A 14,793-nucleotide genomic window follows, 5' to 3' on the forward strand; every position below is an offset into this window, starting at 1 on the left:
ACACAAAAAAACCGCAGATGCCGCAATGAAGCAAAAGGGCAAATTATGCGCTCTTTCTGCGCCGTTTGCGGCGGATTATGAAACGGATAACAAAAACTATTGCAATAGTAAATGTCAAAAAAACCGCCAGCGCCAACAGGGTGATCCAGCTGGGGGATTTCACCAGCTCCACAGGGTTCCAGCTGCGGCTCACCGTCTTTCGGCCGTCCGGGGCGGAGTACCGGGCGGAAATCCCATCCGGGCCGAAGGATTGGAGATACATGGCCAGCGCGTACCATTCCTTGATCTCGTTTCCGTCTCCGTCTCGGAGAATACAGTCGTTGAAGTCTGTCACCGGTGTGCCGTCGGCCATCTTGGGCTCCAGGGAGAGCAGGCCCATGAACTTGCCCTTTACCGTCCCCAGCATCTGCGCGGAGTACATGCCGGTGACCACCCGGTAGAGCTGGTCGTCCTGGATCTCACGGAGGACCGTGTCCGAATGGGTAACTGTATAGCGATAGCCGTCTTTGCTGCCGGCGTGCTGCGTATCTTCGGAGGGGGCCCCGTAGACCGGCGCCTCCTCTGTCCAGGTGGTGGTCTCACAGAGCAGGGCGTCTGTTATCCGGTTGAAGAACATCCGATGCGTGTTGAAGCTGTACTGAACCCCGGCGCAATACAGCTGGGCCGCCGGCATGATGGGGGTGACGGAGGCGTCCACCTCCAGTGCGTCCCGCAGCTCCGCCCCGGTGAGGTACACCGCCACAAGGGGAAAGCCGGAGGTCCCGTCGCTGCCCACGCCCATGGACAGCACGTCAAAGGCCTGGGAGACGGTGATGTCTCCGGCGGACAGGGGAGCCCGGAGAACGCCGTCCGCCGTCACCGCTGCGGTGGTCTGGTATTCCCGGCCTGCGGCCCGGTCAGCGGCGTTGGCGGCGTACAAAAAGGCGTCGGAGACCAGCTCCCCCAGGGCGTTTCCCTCCTGTACACCGGAGCGGGGGGTGTCAAGGTCAAAGCTGGAACGGACTAATACCTGGTCGTAGATGAGGCCGTACCGTTTCAAATAGGTCTCGCCCACCTGCGCCTTCCAGCTTTCAACCAGTGCGGCGGCGCCCGGGTCACTAGGGAGGGTCTCGTCAATGGGGATCAGGCGGTAGTCTGTCAGGCGGAGGGTGTCCCCATCCTTTTCCAGGGTGATGGAGCCCAGATTCCGGCAGTAGGGTCCGGCGGAGACAATATAGGTACCGTTCACCACAATGGGCTCTGCCAGCGTGGTGTGGGTGTGGCCGGAGACAATGACGTCGATGCCGTCCACAGCCTTTGCCAGCTCGTAGTCCTCCCCCTTGCCGCCCTCGGTGCCGGAGTGGGACAGACAGAGGATGAAGTCCGCCCCCTGGGCCTCCAGGGATTCCACGCACCGCCGGGCCGCCTGGGCCATGTCCTCCAGTGTAAAGCCGGAGGTAGGGGCGCAGTCGTGGGAGTCCACGCCCATAAGGCCGAAGATACCGTAGGTGACGCCGCCCCGCTCCAGGAGCGTGGTCTCCTGCACGCCGTAATTGTCCATGGCCGCCAGGATGGCGCTCCGATCCGGATTTTCCGGGGAGGGGGCGTAGATGGCCTCCACAAGGGTGGGGAGCCGCTCCCCGCTGTTTGCGGCGGCGTTCAGCATTTGGGCAAGACCCGCCCCGGTGTGGTCAAACTCGTGGTTGCCCAGGGTGGCGGCGTCGTAGCCCAGGGCCCCCATGGTCCGCAGTTCCGCGGCCTGAGTGGTGTAGAGGGTCTGGATCAGAGAGCCGATGGAGAAGTCGCCGCCGTCCACCAGCAGCGCATCGGGGTATCGGGCCTTCTCCCGGTCAATGACGGTTTTCAGCCGGGCATAGCCGCCGGACTCCCCGCCGTCCGGCTCCGGCTGGGGCAGGAAATGGGAGTGAAGATCGTGGGTGAAGAGGATGGTGGTCTCAAAGCTGTGATCGGAGGTCAGCGCCTCCGACTGCGGGAGGGCGAGAACGGTCAGCAGCAGGGCCAGGAGGAGGGAACAGAGCTTTTTCATGGGCGGGGCCTCCTTATATATGCTCCATTGTTCGGGGCTGTCTATGATTTCACCCTTATTATAGTACATTTGGCAGGGTTTTACAATACCCCCAACTGTCGAGCCCATCTGCCCGCGCCGCTGCTTTTCTTAACAGCTCCTTTACAAACTCTTTCTTGACATTGGTATGAAATCGTACTATACTGCAATGGGTACGATTTCATACCATTAACAAGGAGGTGCGCTATGGGATACGGTCCATCAAAAGTGATGCGGCGATTCAATCACCTGGTGGGGGAGATCGACGGGGTGTATCATGAGATGTCGTTGAAGCTGGGGCTGTCCGACAGTGCCATGATTGTTCTCTACACCATCTGCGACAGCGGCAGTTCCTGCCCTCTGCGGGACATCTGCCTCCGCTCCGGTCTCAGCAAGCAGACGGTGAACTCCGCTCTGCGCAAGCTGGAGGCGGAGGGCGTGGTCTACCTGGAGCCGGTATCCGCCAGGAGCAAGAGTGTCTGTCTGACAGAGGCGGGCCAAGCCCTGGCGGCGAAGACCGCCGGAAGGATCATCCGGATCGAGAACGACATCTTTGACTCTTGGCCCCAGGCAGATGTGGAACAATACCTGGAACTGACGGAGCGGTTTCTGCTGGCCCTCCGGGAGAAGGCGGAACAACTTTAGAAAGGAGCCTTGGGCCGGACGGCCCTTATGATAGAACGAATATGATCCAGTTATCCGACCATTTTACCTGCCGGCGATTGCTGCGCTTTACATTCCCGTCCATCATCATGCTGATCTTCACCTCCATTTACGGCGTGGTAGACGGCTTCTTTGTGTCCAACTTTGTGGGCAAGACCCCCTTCGCCGCTGTCAATCTCATTATGCCCTATCTGATGATGCTGGGCTGTATCGGCTTTATGTTCGGCACCGGCGGCAGCGCCCTGATCGCCAAGACCATGGGGGAGGGGAAGGCGGAAAAGGCCAACGAGATCTTTTCCCTGCTGATCTACACCTCGGCGGCCTGCGGCGCGGCGCTAACTGTTTTGGGCATCTTGTTTCTGCCCCGGGCGGCGGCGCTGATGGGAGCGGAGGGGCAGCTGCTGCGGAACTGCGTGGTCTACGGCGCCATCAATCTGCTGGCCCTGCCCTTCTACATTTTGCAGTTTGAGTTCCAGTGCCTCTTTGCCGCCGCTGAGAAGCCGAAGCTGGGTCTCTATGTGACGGTGGCGGCGGGGCTCACGAATATGGTGCTGGACGCCGTGTTTGTAGGTATCCTCCGCTTCGGGCTGGAGGGCGCGGCGGCGGCCACGGCCCTGAGCCAGCTGGTGGGCGGCGCGGTGCCCCTGGTCTACTTCGGGCGGGAGAATACCAGCCGCCTGCGGCTGGTGCGCTGCGGCTTTGACGGCAAAACCTTGCGGAGGGCCTGCGCCAACGGTGCCTCCGAGCTGATGAGCAATATCTCCATGTCCCTGGTGAGTATGCTGTTCAACGTGCGGCTGATGACGTACGCCGGAGAAAACGGCATCGCCGCCTACGGTGTTTTGATGTATGTGAGCCTGATCTTTCAGGCGGTGTTTCTGGGCTACTCCGTAGGCGCGGGGCCGGTAATCAGCTACCACCACGGCGCCGAAAACTACGAGGAGGGCAGGGGACTGCTGTGTAGAAGTCTGGCGCTGATCGGAGTGTTTTCCCTGCTGATGTTTGCCGCCGGCCAGACACTGGCGCACCCGCTCTCTCTGCTGTTTGTGGGCTATGACCCGGAGCTTTTGCAGATTACCGTCCGGGCCTTTGCCATCTTCTCCTTTTCCTTCCTGTTTTCAGGGCTGGCAATCTTCGGCTCCTCCTTCTTTACCGCCCTGAACGACGGCTTGACCTCCGCCCTAATCTCCTTCCTGCGGACGCTGGTATTTGAATGTTTGGCGGTGCTGATCCTGCCCCTGATCTGGGACCTGGACGGCGTCTGGCTCTCTACAGCGGCGGCAGACGCTCTGGCGGTGGCGGTCACGCTGGCCTTTTTGGCAGGAAAGCGGAAAAAGTACCACTATTGAGGCCGAATATACAGAGGAGGCGGAGCGTTTTAACGCTCCGCCTCCTCTGCGTCTGTCATTTTTTGGGCACAATGGGCAGCCAGACCTCGTTGTGAAGGTTGTCCGCGGAGTAGACCTCAATGTCCGGGGCCTCGGCGTACTCATAGCCGGAGCTGGGCAGCCACTCGCTGATGATCCGCCGCTGGAGATCCTGCATGGCCTGGGGCATGGGGCCGCGGCAGGGGGAACACCGCCCAGGTCCCCGCCGGGACCGTGTACTCCTCCATGTCCTCCGGTGCAGGGGCACGGGTGGCGGCGATGTAGTACCCGGAGAATCTCCCGCCGCCGCAGGCGGAGACGCCCAGGATTCCCATGGGACCCGAGCCATCTGTCCTCGCGGTTTCCCCGCGGAAAAAGAGAGGCCGGCAAGCCAAAGGTCCGCCGCTGCGCGGAGCGCGTGCCTGCCGGCTATAAAACCGCGCCCATCGCAGGATGGGCGCGGTTTCACGTCAATTCAGGAAGTCCTTCAATTTCTTGCTTCTGGAGGGATGCCGCAGCTTCCTCAGGGCCTTGGCCTCGATCTGCCGGATGCGCTCCCGGGTGACGTTGAACTCCTTGCCCACTTCCTCCAGCGTCCGGGTCCGGCCGTCCTCAATGCCGAAGCGGAGCTTCAGGACCTTCTCCTCCCGGGGAGTCAGGGTGGACAGCACGTCCATCAATTGCTCTTTCAGCAGCGTGAAGGAGGCGGCCTCGCTGGGCTCACTGGCGCCCTCGTCGGGGATGAAGTCCCCCAGATGGGAGTCCTCCTCCTCGCCGATGGGGGTCTCCAAAGACACCGGCTCCTGGGCGATCTTCAAAATCTCCCGGACCTTGTCCACAGGCATGCTCATCTCCGCGGCAATCTCGTTGGGGGAGGGGTCGTGGCCCAGCTCCTGGAGCAGCTGCCGGCTGACCCGAATAACCTTGTTGATGGTCTCCACCATGTGGACGGGGATGCGGATTGTGCGGGCCTGGTCGGCGATGGCACGGGTGATGGCCTGCCGAATCCACCACGTGGCGTAGGTGGAGAACTTGTAGCCCTTCGTATAGTCGAACTTCTCCACGGCCTTGATTAAGCCCAGATTGCCCTCCTGGATCAGATCCAGGAACAGCATTCCCCGGCCCACATACCGCTTGGCGATGGACACCACCAGGCGGAGGTTGGCCTCTGCCAGCTTCTGCTTGGCGATCTCGCCCTTTTTATAGTCCTTTCTCCAGGCGGCCTCCTCCGCGGCGGTGGCGGTGACGGCCTCGCCGTTTTCCCGCTGCCGTTTCAGCTCTGCCAGCTTTTCGGCGGCCTCGTTACCGGCGGACATGGCCTGGGCCAGATCCACCTCCTCGTCGGGGGTGAGCAGGGGCACCTTGCCGATTTCTTTGAGGTACATCCGGACGGGGTCGTCCAAGGAGAAGTTGTTGACCAGGGTATTGGGGTCTACCAGCTCCTCCTCCTCCACGTCGGCGATCTCCTCGGCGGCGGGTTCGTCGTCGGGCAGGTCCCGCAGCAGCAGATCGTCGGAGCTGATGTCGATGTTCAGGGCCTCCAGAGAGTCGTACAGCTGGTCCATCTGGTCGCTTTCCAGATTGAGGTCGTCCACGGCGTCCATCAGCTCGGCGGACTCCAGCTTGCCCTTTTTCTTGCCCCGGGCCAGCAGCTCCCGCAGCTTCTCGTTGCCGCTGAGCCAGCTGGCGGCGGGCAGAGCGGCCACCTGCTTGTCGTCCAGGCGGAGGATGCCGGCTTTCTTGGCCTCCTCGTCGGTGAGGAGGCGGGGCGGCTCCTCCTCGCCCTTCTTTCCCGGCTTGGCGGCCGGCTTGCGCTCCTCTGCCGCCGCGGCGGCCAGAAGCGCGTCCGCCTGCTGCTCCAATTCCTTGGGGGTCAATTTCTTTTCGTTAGCCATGAAGCTTTCCTCCAGTACCCTTCTTGTATTTTTCTGTTGCCGCCAGCAGGGGGTCCCTGCCGTCTTCCGGGGTCCCTTCCTCCCGGATCACGCGTATGTAGTCCGCCAGGGCCCGCCCGCCGTTCTGCGTGGACTCCGGCTGCTGGCACACCGCGGTAATGTGGCTTATCTCCTCCGGGGACAGCGCCCCGGCCAGGGCCGCCAGCGTCACGGGGCGGCCCGCCTCCCTGGCCTGCCAGAGAAGGCCGAACACCCGGCCCAGCAGGGGGGAGGAGAACTCCGCCTCCCTCAGGGGGGGCGCGGCAGGGAACAGGCTCTCGTCCAGCAAAAGGAGCCGCAGGACGCCCTCCTCCGCCCGGGCGGAGCGCATATTCTCATAGCGCAGCGTCCGCTCCTTGGGCTGGAGCGCCGCGGCGGGGTTCAGATCCTTTCGCAGCTCCGCCCGCCGTTCCCGGGAGGCCTGACGCTTGAAGGCCCGCTGGACCTCCAGCTTCATGGCGTCCGGGGTGATCTTCGCTGTCTCCGCGGCCCGTGCGGTGTAGATCTCCCGCTCCACGGCGTTGGGCAGAGCGGCCAGCAGAACGCTGATCTCCTCGCTGTAAGCCACCCGGGACTGGTCGTCGGTCAGGTCATACTTCCCGGCGATCTGGGCCATGCGGAACTCCACGCCGTTTTCGCTGCCGCTCAAGAGCCGCTCAAAGGCGTCTGGGCCGTGATTTTTGATGAAGTCGTCCGCGTCCTGCTTCACCAGCTCCCCGTCCTCCGTCCGCCGCCGGGGCAGCTGGAGGACCTTGACGGAGAACTCCGAGTTGTTCAGAATCCGGAGCGCCCGCTCCGTGGCGATCTTTCCGGCGTTGTCGTTGTCGTAGCACAGCACCAGCTCCTTGGTGAACCGGGAGAGGAGCCGGGTCTGCTCCGCCGTCAGCGCCGTGCCCATGGAGGCCACGGCGTTGTCAAACCCCGCCTGATGGAGGGTGACGATGTCCAGATTTCCCTCGCAGAGGATGATGTTGGGCCGCTTGGTTTTTTTTGCCAGGTTCAGCCCGTACAGAACACGCCTTTTGCTGTACACCGGCGTCTCCGAGGAGTTCATATACTTGGGCTCGGACTTGTCCAGCACCCGGCTGCCGAAGGCCACCACATCCCCTCGGGTGTCGATCACCGGGAGCATCAGGCGGTTTCGGAACTTGTCGTAGAAGCCGCCCTTTTTGTTGTCCACGATGAGACCCGCCGTCAGGAGCTCGGACTTGGTGTAGCCCCTGGAGGTCATCTCGCCCAGCAGTACGTCCCAGGCGTCCGGAGAGGCTCCCATGCCGAATTTCACCGCAGTGTTCCACCGAATTTGGCGGCGGTCCAGATAGTCCCGCACAGACTGTCCCGCCGGCTGCTGGAGCAGCCGGTGGTAAAAACGGGCGGCGTCCCGGTTCAGCTCCAGGAGCCGCTGCCGGCGGCGTCCGGCCTCCCGGTCGCCCTCCTCCTCCGGCACCTCCATTCCTGCCCGCTTGGCGAGAAAGCGCACCGCTTCAGGAAAGGTCAGGTTTTCCTCCTCCATGATGAAGTTCACAACGCCGCCGCCCTTTTTGCAGCCGAAGCAGTAGTAGATCTGCTTATCCGGGGCCACGGAAAAGGAGCCTGTCTTCTCACTGTGGAAGGGGCAAAGGCCAAAGAGACTGGCGCCCTTGCGCGTCAGCTGGACATAGCTGCCCACCACGTCCACAATGTCGCATCTGGACACCAGCTCGTCCAGAAAGCTCTGGGGAAACGCCATAGGAGTGCCTCCCTCCATTCGGTCAGTTTTTCCAAAATTCCCGCCGGTCATACAGAAAACCGGCGCCAAAACAGACTTCGGTATTTTAGATATACCCCGCAGCTATCGAATTTCCTCTTTTTTTTCACAAATTTTTAGAAAATTTTTGTGGGAAAGGAGAATTTACACCAATGGGAGGAGTGGCTACAATAGAATCGTGTATGACAGGGAGGGGACGGGAAGATATGTCCATCGAACTTTGGGCCGTCCGGCTGGGGCGGCCGCTGACGGCGGAGGAGGCGGAGACCATGATGGCCCTGCTTCCTCCGGAGCGTCGGGAGCGGCTTTTGCGGGTCCGGCAGGTGGAGCGGCGTCAGGAGCCGTTGTGCGCCTACTTTATTTTACGCCAGGCCCTGGAGGAACAGTACGGATGGCGGGAACTGCCAAAAATCGCCCTGACGAACCGGGGAAAGCCCTGCTTTCCGGAGCACCCGGAGGTGCAGTTCAATCTGAGCCACACCGCCGGCGCGGTGCTTGTGGGCCTTTCGGACGAGCCTCTGGGGGTGGATATTGAGCACATCCGCCCGGTGAGCCAGCGGGCCATGCGGCGGCTGGCGGACGTGGATACGCGGGAGGATTTTTTTCGCAGCTGGGTGCGGCGGGAGGCTCGGGCCAAGCGCAGCGGCGACGGTGTCGGCACGATGATCCGGGAGGAGACGCCCCTGCGGTACGGGGAGGTCTATTATGAAATCGAGACCTTCCCCGGCTATGCGGCGGGGGTGGCCTCCGGCAGTTCGGAGAAGTCGGGCACCGTACGGCGGCTGGTTCTGGGCGGTGTATCGGAGGGAGCGACGTGAAAGACGGGGAATTAGTGGAGTTTGTTCTGGCTTTTGCAGAGGAGGTCAACGCCCTCCAGCGCAGGTATGCCCCGCTGCTGGCGTCGGAGCGGGTGCGGGGCCGGTCGGCCGCCTTTCTGGAGGCGTACCGCGCGGAGGCGGGGCTGATCTATGCCCGCTATCTCACCAAACGGGAGCGGACCTATTACGCGCCCATTTCCGATCCACCCACCTACGCTGCCATGGATGAGATGACCCTCAGCACGGTGGAGCGGGTGAAAAACCGGGCCGTGGTGGAGATCCTGACCAGCGAGGGCCGGCTGGACTATCGGTTCAAGCTGGTGTGCGAGGGCGGAGCGTGGCGGATCAACAGTTATCAGCAGAGGCTCCACACAGAGTTTTACATCCGCCGTTGGGTCTACGGCGACTTTTGAATCGGGCGGGGAACATTTCCCTGCCCGATTTTTTGCACTCCGTGGAACCAACGCTCCCTCTTTTCCGACTAAAAGGATGAAAGCGGCTTTCAAAAGGAAGTGAACATATGGAGGATCAGGACATCATCACATTGTACTGGGAGCGGTCTGAGGAGGCCATCCGGGCCACGGCGGAGAAATACGGCGGCTACTGCGCGGCCATCATCCGCCGGGTACTGGGAGACGGCCGGGACAGCGAGGAGTGTCTGAACGACACCTGGCTGGGGGCCTGGAACGCCATGCCGCCCCAGCGGCCCCGGCGTCTGCCGCCCTTTCTGGGCCGCATTGCCCGGAACACGGCCCTGGACCGGTTTGATTACAACGCCGCCCAGAGCCGGAGCGGCTGCACGGCGGTGCTGGAGGAGCTGGCGGAGTGCGTGGGCGGCGACCCTGCGGGGGAGGACTTTGATTTGCGCCGCCTGGGGGAGGCCATCTCGGCGTATCTGGACACCGTCTCGCCGGAGTGCCGGCGGGTTTTTCTCCGGCGGTACTGGTACTGCGACACCGTTCAGGAGATCGCCGCCGGGTACGGGTTCACCCAAGGGAAGGTGAAGTCCCTGCTCCACCGCGCCCGAAAGGGGCTGCGGGCCTATTTGATCGAGGAGGGGTACGACCTATGACGAAAGAGGAGCTGTTCCGGGCTGTGGGGGAGGTCCAGGAGGACCAGATCACGGAGGCAGAGACCGTGAAAAAACAGAGCCGCCCCTGGCGGCGGTACGGAACCCTGGCGGCGTGCCTGGCGGTGGTGCTGGCGGGAGCCTTTGCCCTGGAGCGGGTGGAGGGTTCGCGAAAGTGGGCGGAGCTGGAGGAGGGTTTCGATACCCTGGCTCGCCCTGAGAGCGCCTTGGATTCCGGCGGCGGTGCGGAGGATGAGGTTGGCTGGCACGAAAAGATTGTGGAGTTTCATCCAGCGGAGGTGCCGGAAGACAACGCTGGTCTGGATGGCGCGGACTACTGGAGCGGCCGCGATACCCGTCCGGCCTCCAATTATTCTGTCAATGTGGAGATCGGAGAGCTGGACGGCGGAGCGCGGACGGAGGATGATATTATCATAGACGGAGAAAAGCACCGGACGGAGACCGACTCCGCCTCCTGTCTTGCGTGGCTGTCTCCGGAGGAGATCTTCGCACAGGACACGGCTGTCTTCCGGGGGATCGTCCGGGATCTGCGGTACTACGTGGTGGAGGCCGGCGGCTTTGAGACGCAGTACACTGTGGCGGCCGTGGAGATCACCGATCCCATCCGGGGGGACCTGACGGCGGGGGAGATTCGGACCGTCCTCTATATAGGGGGGCCGGACATGTCCACCAGCCTCTCCGGCCCTCTAACCGCCCTGGAGGCGGGGAGCGACGCCATCTTCATGCCCATCGCCGCCTCACCGGAGACTGGCCGCCGGGACGGGGACAGCTGGTTCTGCTACGCCGACCTGGGGGAATTCTACCTCTCCGAGGGGATGCGGTATGTGTTCCTGGATACAGGGGAGGGTCTGTCTTTTGAGCGCGGCCTCTATGAGGAGATCGCGGAGGCGAAGACCCTGGACGAGGTGGCAGCCTATATCCGGCGGATGACCGGTGCGGTACGGATTCAGCCTGTCCAGCCGGAGCAAAGCCAGCCCGCTGCGGTCCCCGTGGCGCCCCAGGCGGACCCGGCGGAGAGCGGCCGCGCCCAGCCCAGCTATGGAGTGGAGGGTCCCAACGGCGGGCGGGAACTCCCGGACAGCACGGTGTTGGGGCCAGAGGATCTTTTAACCGGCGGCTGAAGGCTCTCCGCAGGAGCTTCACGGGTGGCTTACATCCGTCGTCAAGTCGCCCTCGGCCCGGAGGGAACGGGCCGAGGGCGCGGCGGAAATCAATTGAAAACTGTTTTTCCTGAGGGCATATACCTCGGGAAAAACACCGCTCAGTTCTGGAGTGTGCGAAGCCCCCATCTGCCTGCGGCAGATGGGGGCTGAGTGCGCGGAAGAACTGTGATTCCCTTACCGAAAATGGCCAGAGGCCGTTTTCAGTGAATTAAAAGACGCCCTGCGCCATCATGGCGTCAGCCACTCTCTGGAAGCCGGCGATGTTGGCGCCCGCCACCAGGTTGTAGCCCAGGCCGTACTTCTCGGCGGCCTCCACGCTCATATTATAGATGTTGTCCATGATCCGGTGGAGCTGCTTGTCGACCTCCTCCTCAGTCCAGATCAGGCGCTCGCTGTTCTGGGCCATCTCCAGGGCGGAGGTGGCCACGCCGCCGGCGTTGACGGCCTTGGAGGGGGCCACGATGACGCCGGGCTGCTCCATCAGGAATTTCAGGGCGTCGTTGGTGGTGGGCATGTTGGCCACCTCAATATAGTACTTCACGCCGCTCTCGGCGATCTGCTTGGCATGCTCCAGATGCACGTCGTTCTGCATGGCGGAGGGCATGCACACATCCACCTTCACGCCCCAGGGCTTTTGGCCGGGGAAGAACTCCACGCCGAATTTCTCCGCGTAGTCCTGGACCCGGTTGCGGCCGGAATTGCGCATCTCCACCAGATACGCGATCTTCTCCGGCGTGGTGACGCCGTCAGGGTCGTAGACGTAGCCGTCGGGGCCGGAGAGGGTGACCACCTTGGCCCCCAGCTCCGTGGCCTTTTTGCAGATGCCCCAGGTCACGTTGCCGAAGCCTGCGCAGGCGATGGTTTTGCCCCGGATGTCCTCGCCCTCGTGCTTGAGGACGTTCTCCAGATAGTAGACAGAGCCGAAGCCCGTGGCCTCGGGCCGCACCAGGGAGCCGCCGGAGGCGAAGTCCTTGCCGGTGAGGACGCCGTTTTCCCAGGCGCCCCGCAGGCGGCGGTACTGGCCGAAGAGATAGCTGATCTCCCGGGTGCCCACGCCCATGTCGCCGGCGGGCACGTCCACGTCCGGTCCGATGAAGCGGTGCAGGGCCGTCATGAAGGACTGGCAGAAGCGCATAATCTCCGCGTCGGACTTGCCGGTGGGATCGAAGTCGCTGCCGCCCTTGCCGCTGCCGATGGGCAGGCCCGTCAGGGCGTTCTTGAAGGTCTGCTCAAAGGCCAGGAACTTGATGATGCTGAGATTGACGTCCTTCTGGAAGCGAAGGCCGCCCTTATAGGGACCGATGGCGCCGTTAAACTGGCAGCGCCAGCCGGTATTGGTGTGCCAGGCGCCGTCGTCGGACATCCAGGCCACACGGAAACTGATGGTCCGCTCCGGCTCCACCATCCGCTCCAGCAGACAGGCCTTCTCGTACTCCGGGTGCTTCTCCACCACCGGCTCCAGGGAGGTGAGGACCTCCTCCACCGTCTGGATAAACTCCGGCTCGCCGGCGTGCTTGGCCTTGACGTTTTCGATGACTCTGGCGAGATATGCGTTCATCTGAAATGACCTCCTTCAAATCATGGCGATCCCATCGGGGGCAGCGTGATCCCCCGTATTTCACTGCTATTTTACCACCTTTGGAGAAAAGAAGCAAGAGGGCAGCGGCGTTTCCCGGGAAAAAGATGGGATATTTCGGAAACTTTGGAGCTTGTCTCCGCCTTTGCCTTATTGACTTTTTACGGAGGCGGGGTATAATGATTCTGGAAAAAACCATTTGGAGATTTTTTGATAAGGGGAGAAGAGATATGAGTACATATCCCATTGAGGTTGCGGGCCTGAGGCGTGAGCTTCCCATCTGCAAAGTCACAGACGATCTGTATATCGCCGCTTTCATCGTCTTTGGCGACGCGGAGCTGACAGTGGCCTGCGCCCGGGAGCTTTTGAAGCTGGTTCCCGCGGACAGCTATGACTATATGCTCACTGCCGAGGCCAAGAGCATTCCCCTGATCCATGAGATGGCGCGGCAGTCCGGGGCGGAGAAGTACTTCATCGCCCGGAAGGGCCCCAAGGCCTATATGCCGGACCCCATCCACGTGACGGACAAGTCCATCACCACCGCCGGGGAGCAGAAGCTGTTCCTGGGCCGGGATGACGCGGACCTGATTCGGGGCAGGCGGATTCTGCTGATGGACGATGTCATCTCCACCGGCGGCTCCCTTCACGCCATGGAGGCCCTGGTGGCCATGGCCGGGGGCACCGTGACCGGCAGAGTGGCGGTGCTGGCGGAGGGCGACGCCCAAAACCGGCCCGACATCAGCTTTCTGGCGCCCCTGCCGGTGTTCAGCGCCGACGGGACGGTCAAGGGCTGAGGCGGCACAGCGAAAAAACGGGGCGCGCCGGGAGCGATGGCGTGCCCTGCTTTTTCGCTTTTTATGGAAAAGTTCCGACAAAAAACTTTCCAGCGGGCCGAAAATGTGATATAATCAACGGACTATGAAGAGAAAGACCATCTACTATCTGCCGGGGATGACGGTCCCCGCGATCCTGTCAGCGCTGTTCATGGTTTGCTCGGCGGTGGTGCGCATCGTGTGGGCCTGCGGGGAGCCGGCGCTCTCCAGACCCTTTCTGTGCCTCCAAATTCTCCTGCCTCTGGCGGCGAACGTGTCCTTTGTGCTGATTCTCCTGCGGGACGGAAGAGACCGTCTGTTCCGCTCCGCCATCCCGGTGTGGCTGGGGTGCGTGTTCTTTGCCGTCAAGGCCCTGGGATTTCCGTCCCGGCTGCACACGGCGCTGTGCCTGCTGCTGTACGCCCTGGTGGCGGCGCTCTACACCGCCACGGTGACGGGCCGCGTACCCACACAAAAGCTCCTCTGGCTCCTCTTCGGCCTGCCCATGCTGTACCACATCTTTGTGGAGGACACCCGGAAGCTGGGCTGGCCGGTCCATGACTGGCTGCCGGAGGTGTCGGTGCTTTTTTGTATGGCGGCCCTGCTCTGTGTGTCCCTGGCCATGCGGAGGCGTCCGGCAGGGGAGGGGGAGTATGTCCCCGGCTTCGGCGACCGGAACGACGGGCGGCGGCTGCGGTCTCTTTCTCCCATCTTCGCGGTGTCGCCCTATCTGATGAAGACCCGCAACACCTCCCAGAACTTTCTGGAGGACCACGTGGAGATCACAGAGATGGAGAAATACATTGTCTCCAAGCGGCGGGCGGGGCTCAAGAATTTCGGCATCCTCCACGTGCTGCTGGCGGCCTATGTCCGCGCCTGCGCCCGGTATCCGGGGCTGAACCGGTTTATCGCCGGGCAGAAGATCTTCTCCCGGGGCCGGGAGATCGAGATCAACATGACCATCAAAAAGACCATGTCCGTGGACTCTCCGGACACGGTCATCAAGGTCGCCTTTGACCCCGCCGACACGGCGGACATGGTGTACGGGCGGTTTAACGAGAAGGTCCAGGCCGTGAAAGACGCGCCGCTGGACACCGGCTTTGACAAGCTGGCGGGGGCCTTCAACCTGATCCCGGGGCTGCTGCTGAAATTCTTCGTCTTTCTGCTCCAGACCATGGATTACTTCGGCCTGTTGCCCAGGGCGCTGACAAAGCTCTCTCCCTTCCACGGGTCGCTGTACATCACCTCCATGGCCTCCCTGGGCATTCCGCCCATCTACCACCACCTGTACGACTTCGGCAATGTGCCGGTGTTCTGCTCCTTCGGGAAAAAACGCAGGGTCTATGAGACGGCGCGGGACGGCACAGTGGTGCGGCGGAAGTACATCGACTGTAACTACGTGACGGATGAGCGGATTGTGGACGGGTTCTATTTCGCCTCCGCTCTGCGCTATCTCCACGGGCTTCTGGACGACCCCTGGCAGCTGGACACGCCGCCGGAGAAGGTCGTTCCGGATCAGGCGTAGCGGAAGCTGGGCGAAACAGGCCCATATACCGGAAAAATCTCAAGGGCCAGGGGT

The 14,793-nt window shown here is 62.4% G+C and carries 13 protein-coding genes; 8 read left to right on the forward strand and 5 right to left on the reverse strand.

The annotated features are described in order from the left end of the window. Positions 1-43 precede the first annotated feature (43 nt). Positions 44-2,026 carry a bifunctional metallophosphatase/5'-nucleotidase gene (locus C816_RS15590; RefSeq protein WP_016323363.1) on the reverse strand — a complete coding sequence of 661 codons (1,983 nt, stop codon included), beginning with the start codon at positions 2,024-2,026 and terminating at the stop codon, positions 44-46. Between the two features lie 225 nt (positions 2,027-2,251). Between C816_RS15590 and C816_RS15595 the strand changes: the two genes are divergently transcribed. Then, positions 2,252-2,689: a MarR family winged helix-turn-helix transcriptional regulator gene (locus C816_RS15595; RefSeq protein WP_016323364.1), complete on the forward strand. Its 438-nt coding sequence runs from the start codon at positions 2,252-2,254 to the stop codon at positions 2,687-2,689. Positions 2,690-2,730: 41 nt separating this feature from the next. After that, positions 2,731-4,056, forward strand: a complete 1,326-nt coding sequence (locus C816_RS15600) for an MATE family efflux transporter (protein WP_016323365.1) — start codon at positions 2,731-2,733, stop codon at positions 4,054-4,056. A gap of 55 nt (positions 4,057-4,111) precedes the next feature. Here the strand turns inward: C816_RS15600 and C816_RS25085 are convergent, their stop codons facing one another. The 3 genes from C816_RS25085 to dnaG form a co-directional block, all read right to left on the reverse strand. Further along, positions 4,112-4,264, reverse strand: a complete 153-nt coding sequence (locus C816_RS25085) for a GyrI-like domain-containing protein (protein ID WP_242832215.1) — start codon at positions 4,262-4,264, stop codon at positions 4,112-4,114. Positions 4,265-4,544: 280 nt separating this feature from the next. Next, positions 4,545-5,969 carry an RNA polymerase sigma factor RpoD gene (gene rpoD, locus C816_RS15605; RefSeq protein WP_016323366.1) on the reverse strand — a complete coding sequence of 475 codons (1,425 nt, stop codon included), beginning with the start codon at positions 5,967-5,969 and terminating at the stop codon, positions 4,545-4,547. Beyond that, the gene (gene dnaG / locus C816_RS15610; protein ID WP_016323367.1) at positions 5,962-7,737 is read right to left on the reverse strand and encodes a DNA primase; all 1,776 of its coding nucleotides are present in this window, start codon (positions 7,735-7,737) and stop codon (positions 5,962-5,964) included. The genes rpoD and dnaG overlap by 8 nt, the downstream gene beginning before the upstream one ends. 224 nt (positions 7,738-7,961) lie before the next feature. Here dnaG and C816_RS15615 point away from each other — a divergent pair, with 224 nt between their 5' ends. From C816_RS15615 to C816_RS15630, 4 genes are all read left to right on the forward strand, one after another. Further along, entirely contained in the window at positions 7,962-8,573 is a 612-nt protein-coding gene (locus tag C816_RS15615; protein WP_016323368.1) for a 4'-phosphopantetheinyl transferase family protein, read from the forward strand. Next, a complete protein-coding gene (locus C816_RS15620; protein ID WP_016323369.1) occupies positions 8,570-8,986 on the forward strand; it encodes an NTF2 fold immunity protein in 417 nt (138 codons plus the stop codon). The genes C816_RS15615 and C816_RS15620 overlap by 4 nt, the downstream gene beginning before the upstream one ends. 107 nt (positions 8,987-9,093) lie before the next feature. Beyond that, entirely contained in the window at positions 9,094-9,645 is a 552-nt protein-coding gene (locus C816_RS15625) for an RNA polymerase sigma factor (RefSeq protein ID WP_016323370.1), read from the forward strand. Further along, entirely contained in the window at positions 9,642-10,784 is a 1,143-nt protein-coding gene (locus C816_RS15630; RefSeq protein WP_016323371.1) for a hypothetical protein, read from the forward strand. Before C816_RS15625 ends, C816_RS15630 begins: the two co-directional genes overlap by 4 nt. Before the next feature lie 250 nt (positions 10,785-11,034). Here C816_RS15630 and gdhA read toward each other — a convergent pair whose 3' ends face one another. Then, positions 11,035-12,384, reverse strand: coding sequence for an NADP-specific glutamate dehydrogenase (gdhA, locus tag C816_RS15635; protein WP_016323372.1), 1,350 nt, complete (start codon positions 12,382-12,384; stop codon positions 11,035-11,037). A gap of 248 nt (positions 12,385-12,632) precedes the next feature. On the opposite strand from gdhA, the gene C816_RS15640 reads away from it, so the two are divergent. Beyond that, positions 12,633-13,196 carry a type I phosphoribosyltransferase gene (locus tag C816_RS15640; RefSeq protein WP_040655896.1) on the forward strand — a complete coding sequence of 188 codons (564 nt, stop codon included), beginning with the start codon at positions 12,633-12,635 and terminating at the stop codon, positions 13,194-13,196. Between the two features lie 124 nt (positions 13,197-13,320). After that, on the forward strand, positions 13,321-14,739 hold the full coding sequence (locus C816_RS22005) for a hypothetical protein (RefSeq protein WP_016323374.1): 1,419 nt from the start codon (positions 13,321-13,323) through the stop codon (positions 14,737-14,739). The last annotated feature ends 54 nt before the right edge of the window (positions 14,740-14,793 follow it).

The organism is Oscillibacter sp. 1-3 (assembly GCF_000403435.2).
GTDB lineage: Bacteria > Bacillota > Clostridia > Oscillospirales > Oscillospiraceae > Oscillibacter.

Bases quoted from the DNA above. Each gene is read 5' to 3' on its own strand.
- C816_RS15590 (WP_016323363.1), bottom strand. From the start codon at position 2,026: ATGAAAAAGCTCTGTTCCCTCCTCCTGGCCCTGCTGCTGACCGTTCTC.
- C816_RS15595 (WP_016323364.1), top strand. From the start codon at position 2,252: ATGGGATACGGTCCATCAAAAGTGATGCGGCGATTCAATCACCTGGTG.
- C816_RS15600 (WP_016323365.1), top strand. From the start codon at position 2,731: ATGATCCAGTTATCCGACCATTTTACCTGCCGGCGATTGCTGCGCTTT.
- C816_RS25085 (WP_242832215.1), bottom strand. From the start codon at position 4,264: ATGCCCCAGGCCATGCAGGATCTCCAGCGGCGGATCATCAGCGAGTGG.
- rpoD (WP_016323366.1), bottom strand. From the start codon at position 5,969: ATGGCTAACGAAAAGAAATTGACCCCCAAGGAATTGGAGCAGCAGGCG.
- dnaG (WP_016323367.1), bottom strand. From the start codon at position 7,737: ATGGCGTTTCCCCAGAGCTTTCTGGACGAGCTGGTGTCCAGATGCGAC.
- C816_RS15615 (WP_016323368.1), top strand. From the start codon at position 7,962: ATGTCCATCGAACTTTGGGCCGTCCGGCTGGGGCGGCCGCTGACGGCG.
- C816_RS15625 (WP_016323370.1), top strand. From the start codon at position 9,094: ATGGAGGATCAGGACATCATCACATTGTACTGGGAGCGGTCTGAGGAG.
- C816_RS15630 (WP_016323371.1), top strand. From the start codon at position 9,642: ATGACGAAAGAGGAGCTGTTCCGGGCTGTGGGGGAGGTCCAGGAGGAC.
- gdhA (WP_016323372.1), bottom strand. From the start codon at position 12,384: ATGAACGCATATCTCGCCAGAGTCATCGAAAACGTCAAGGCCAAGCAC.
- C816_RS15640 (WP_040655896.1), top strand. From the start codon at position 12,633: ATGAGTACATATCCCATTGAGGTTGCGGGCCTGAGGCGTGAGCTTCCC.
- C816_RS22005 (WP_016323374.1), top strand. From the start codon at position 13,321: ATGAAGAGAAAGACCATCTACTATCTGCCGGGGATGACGGTCCCCGCG.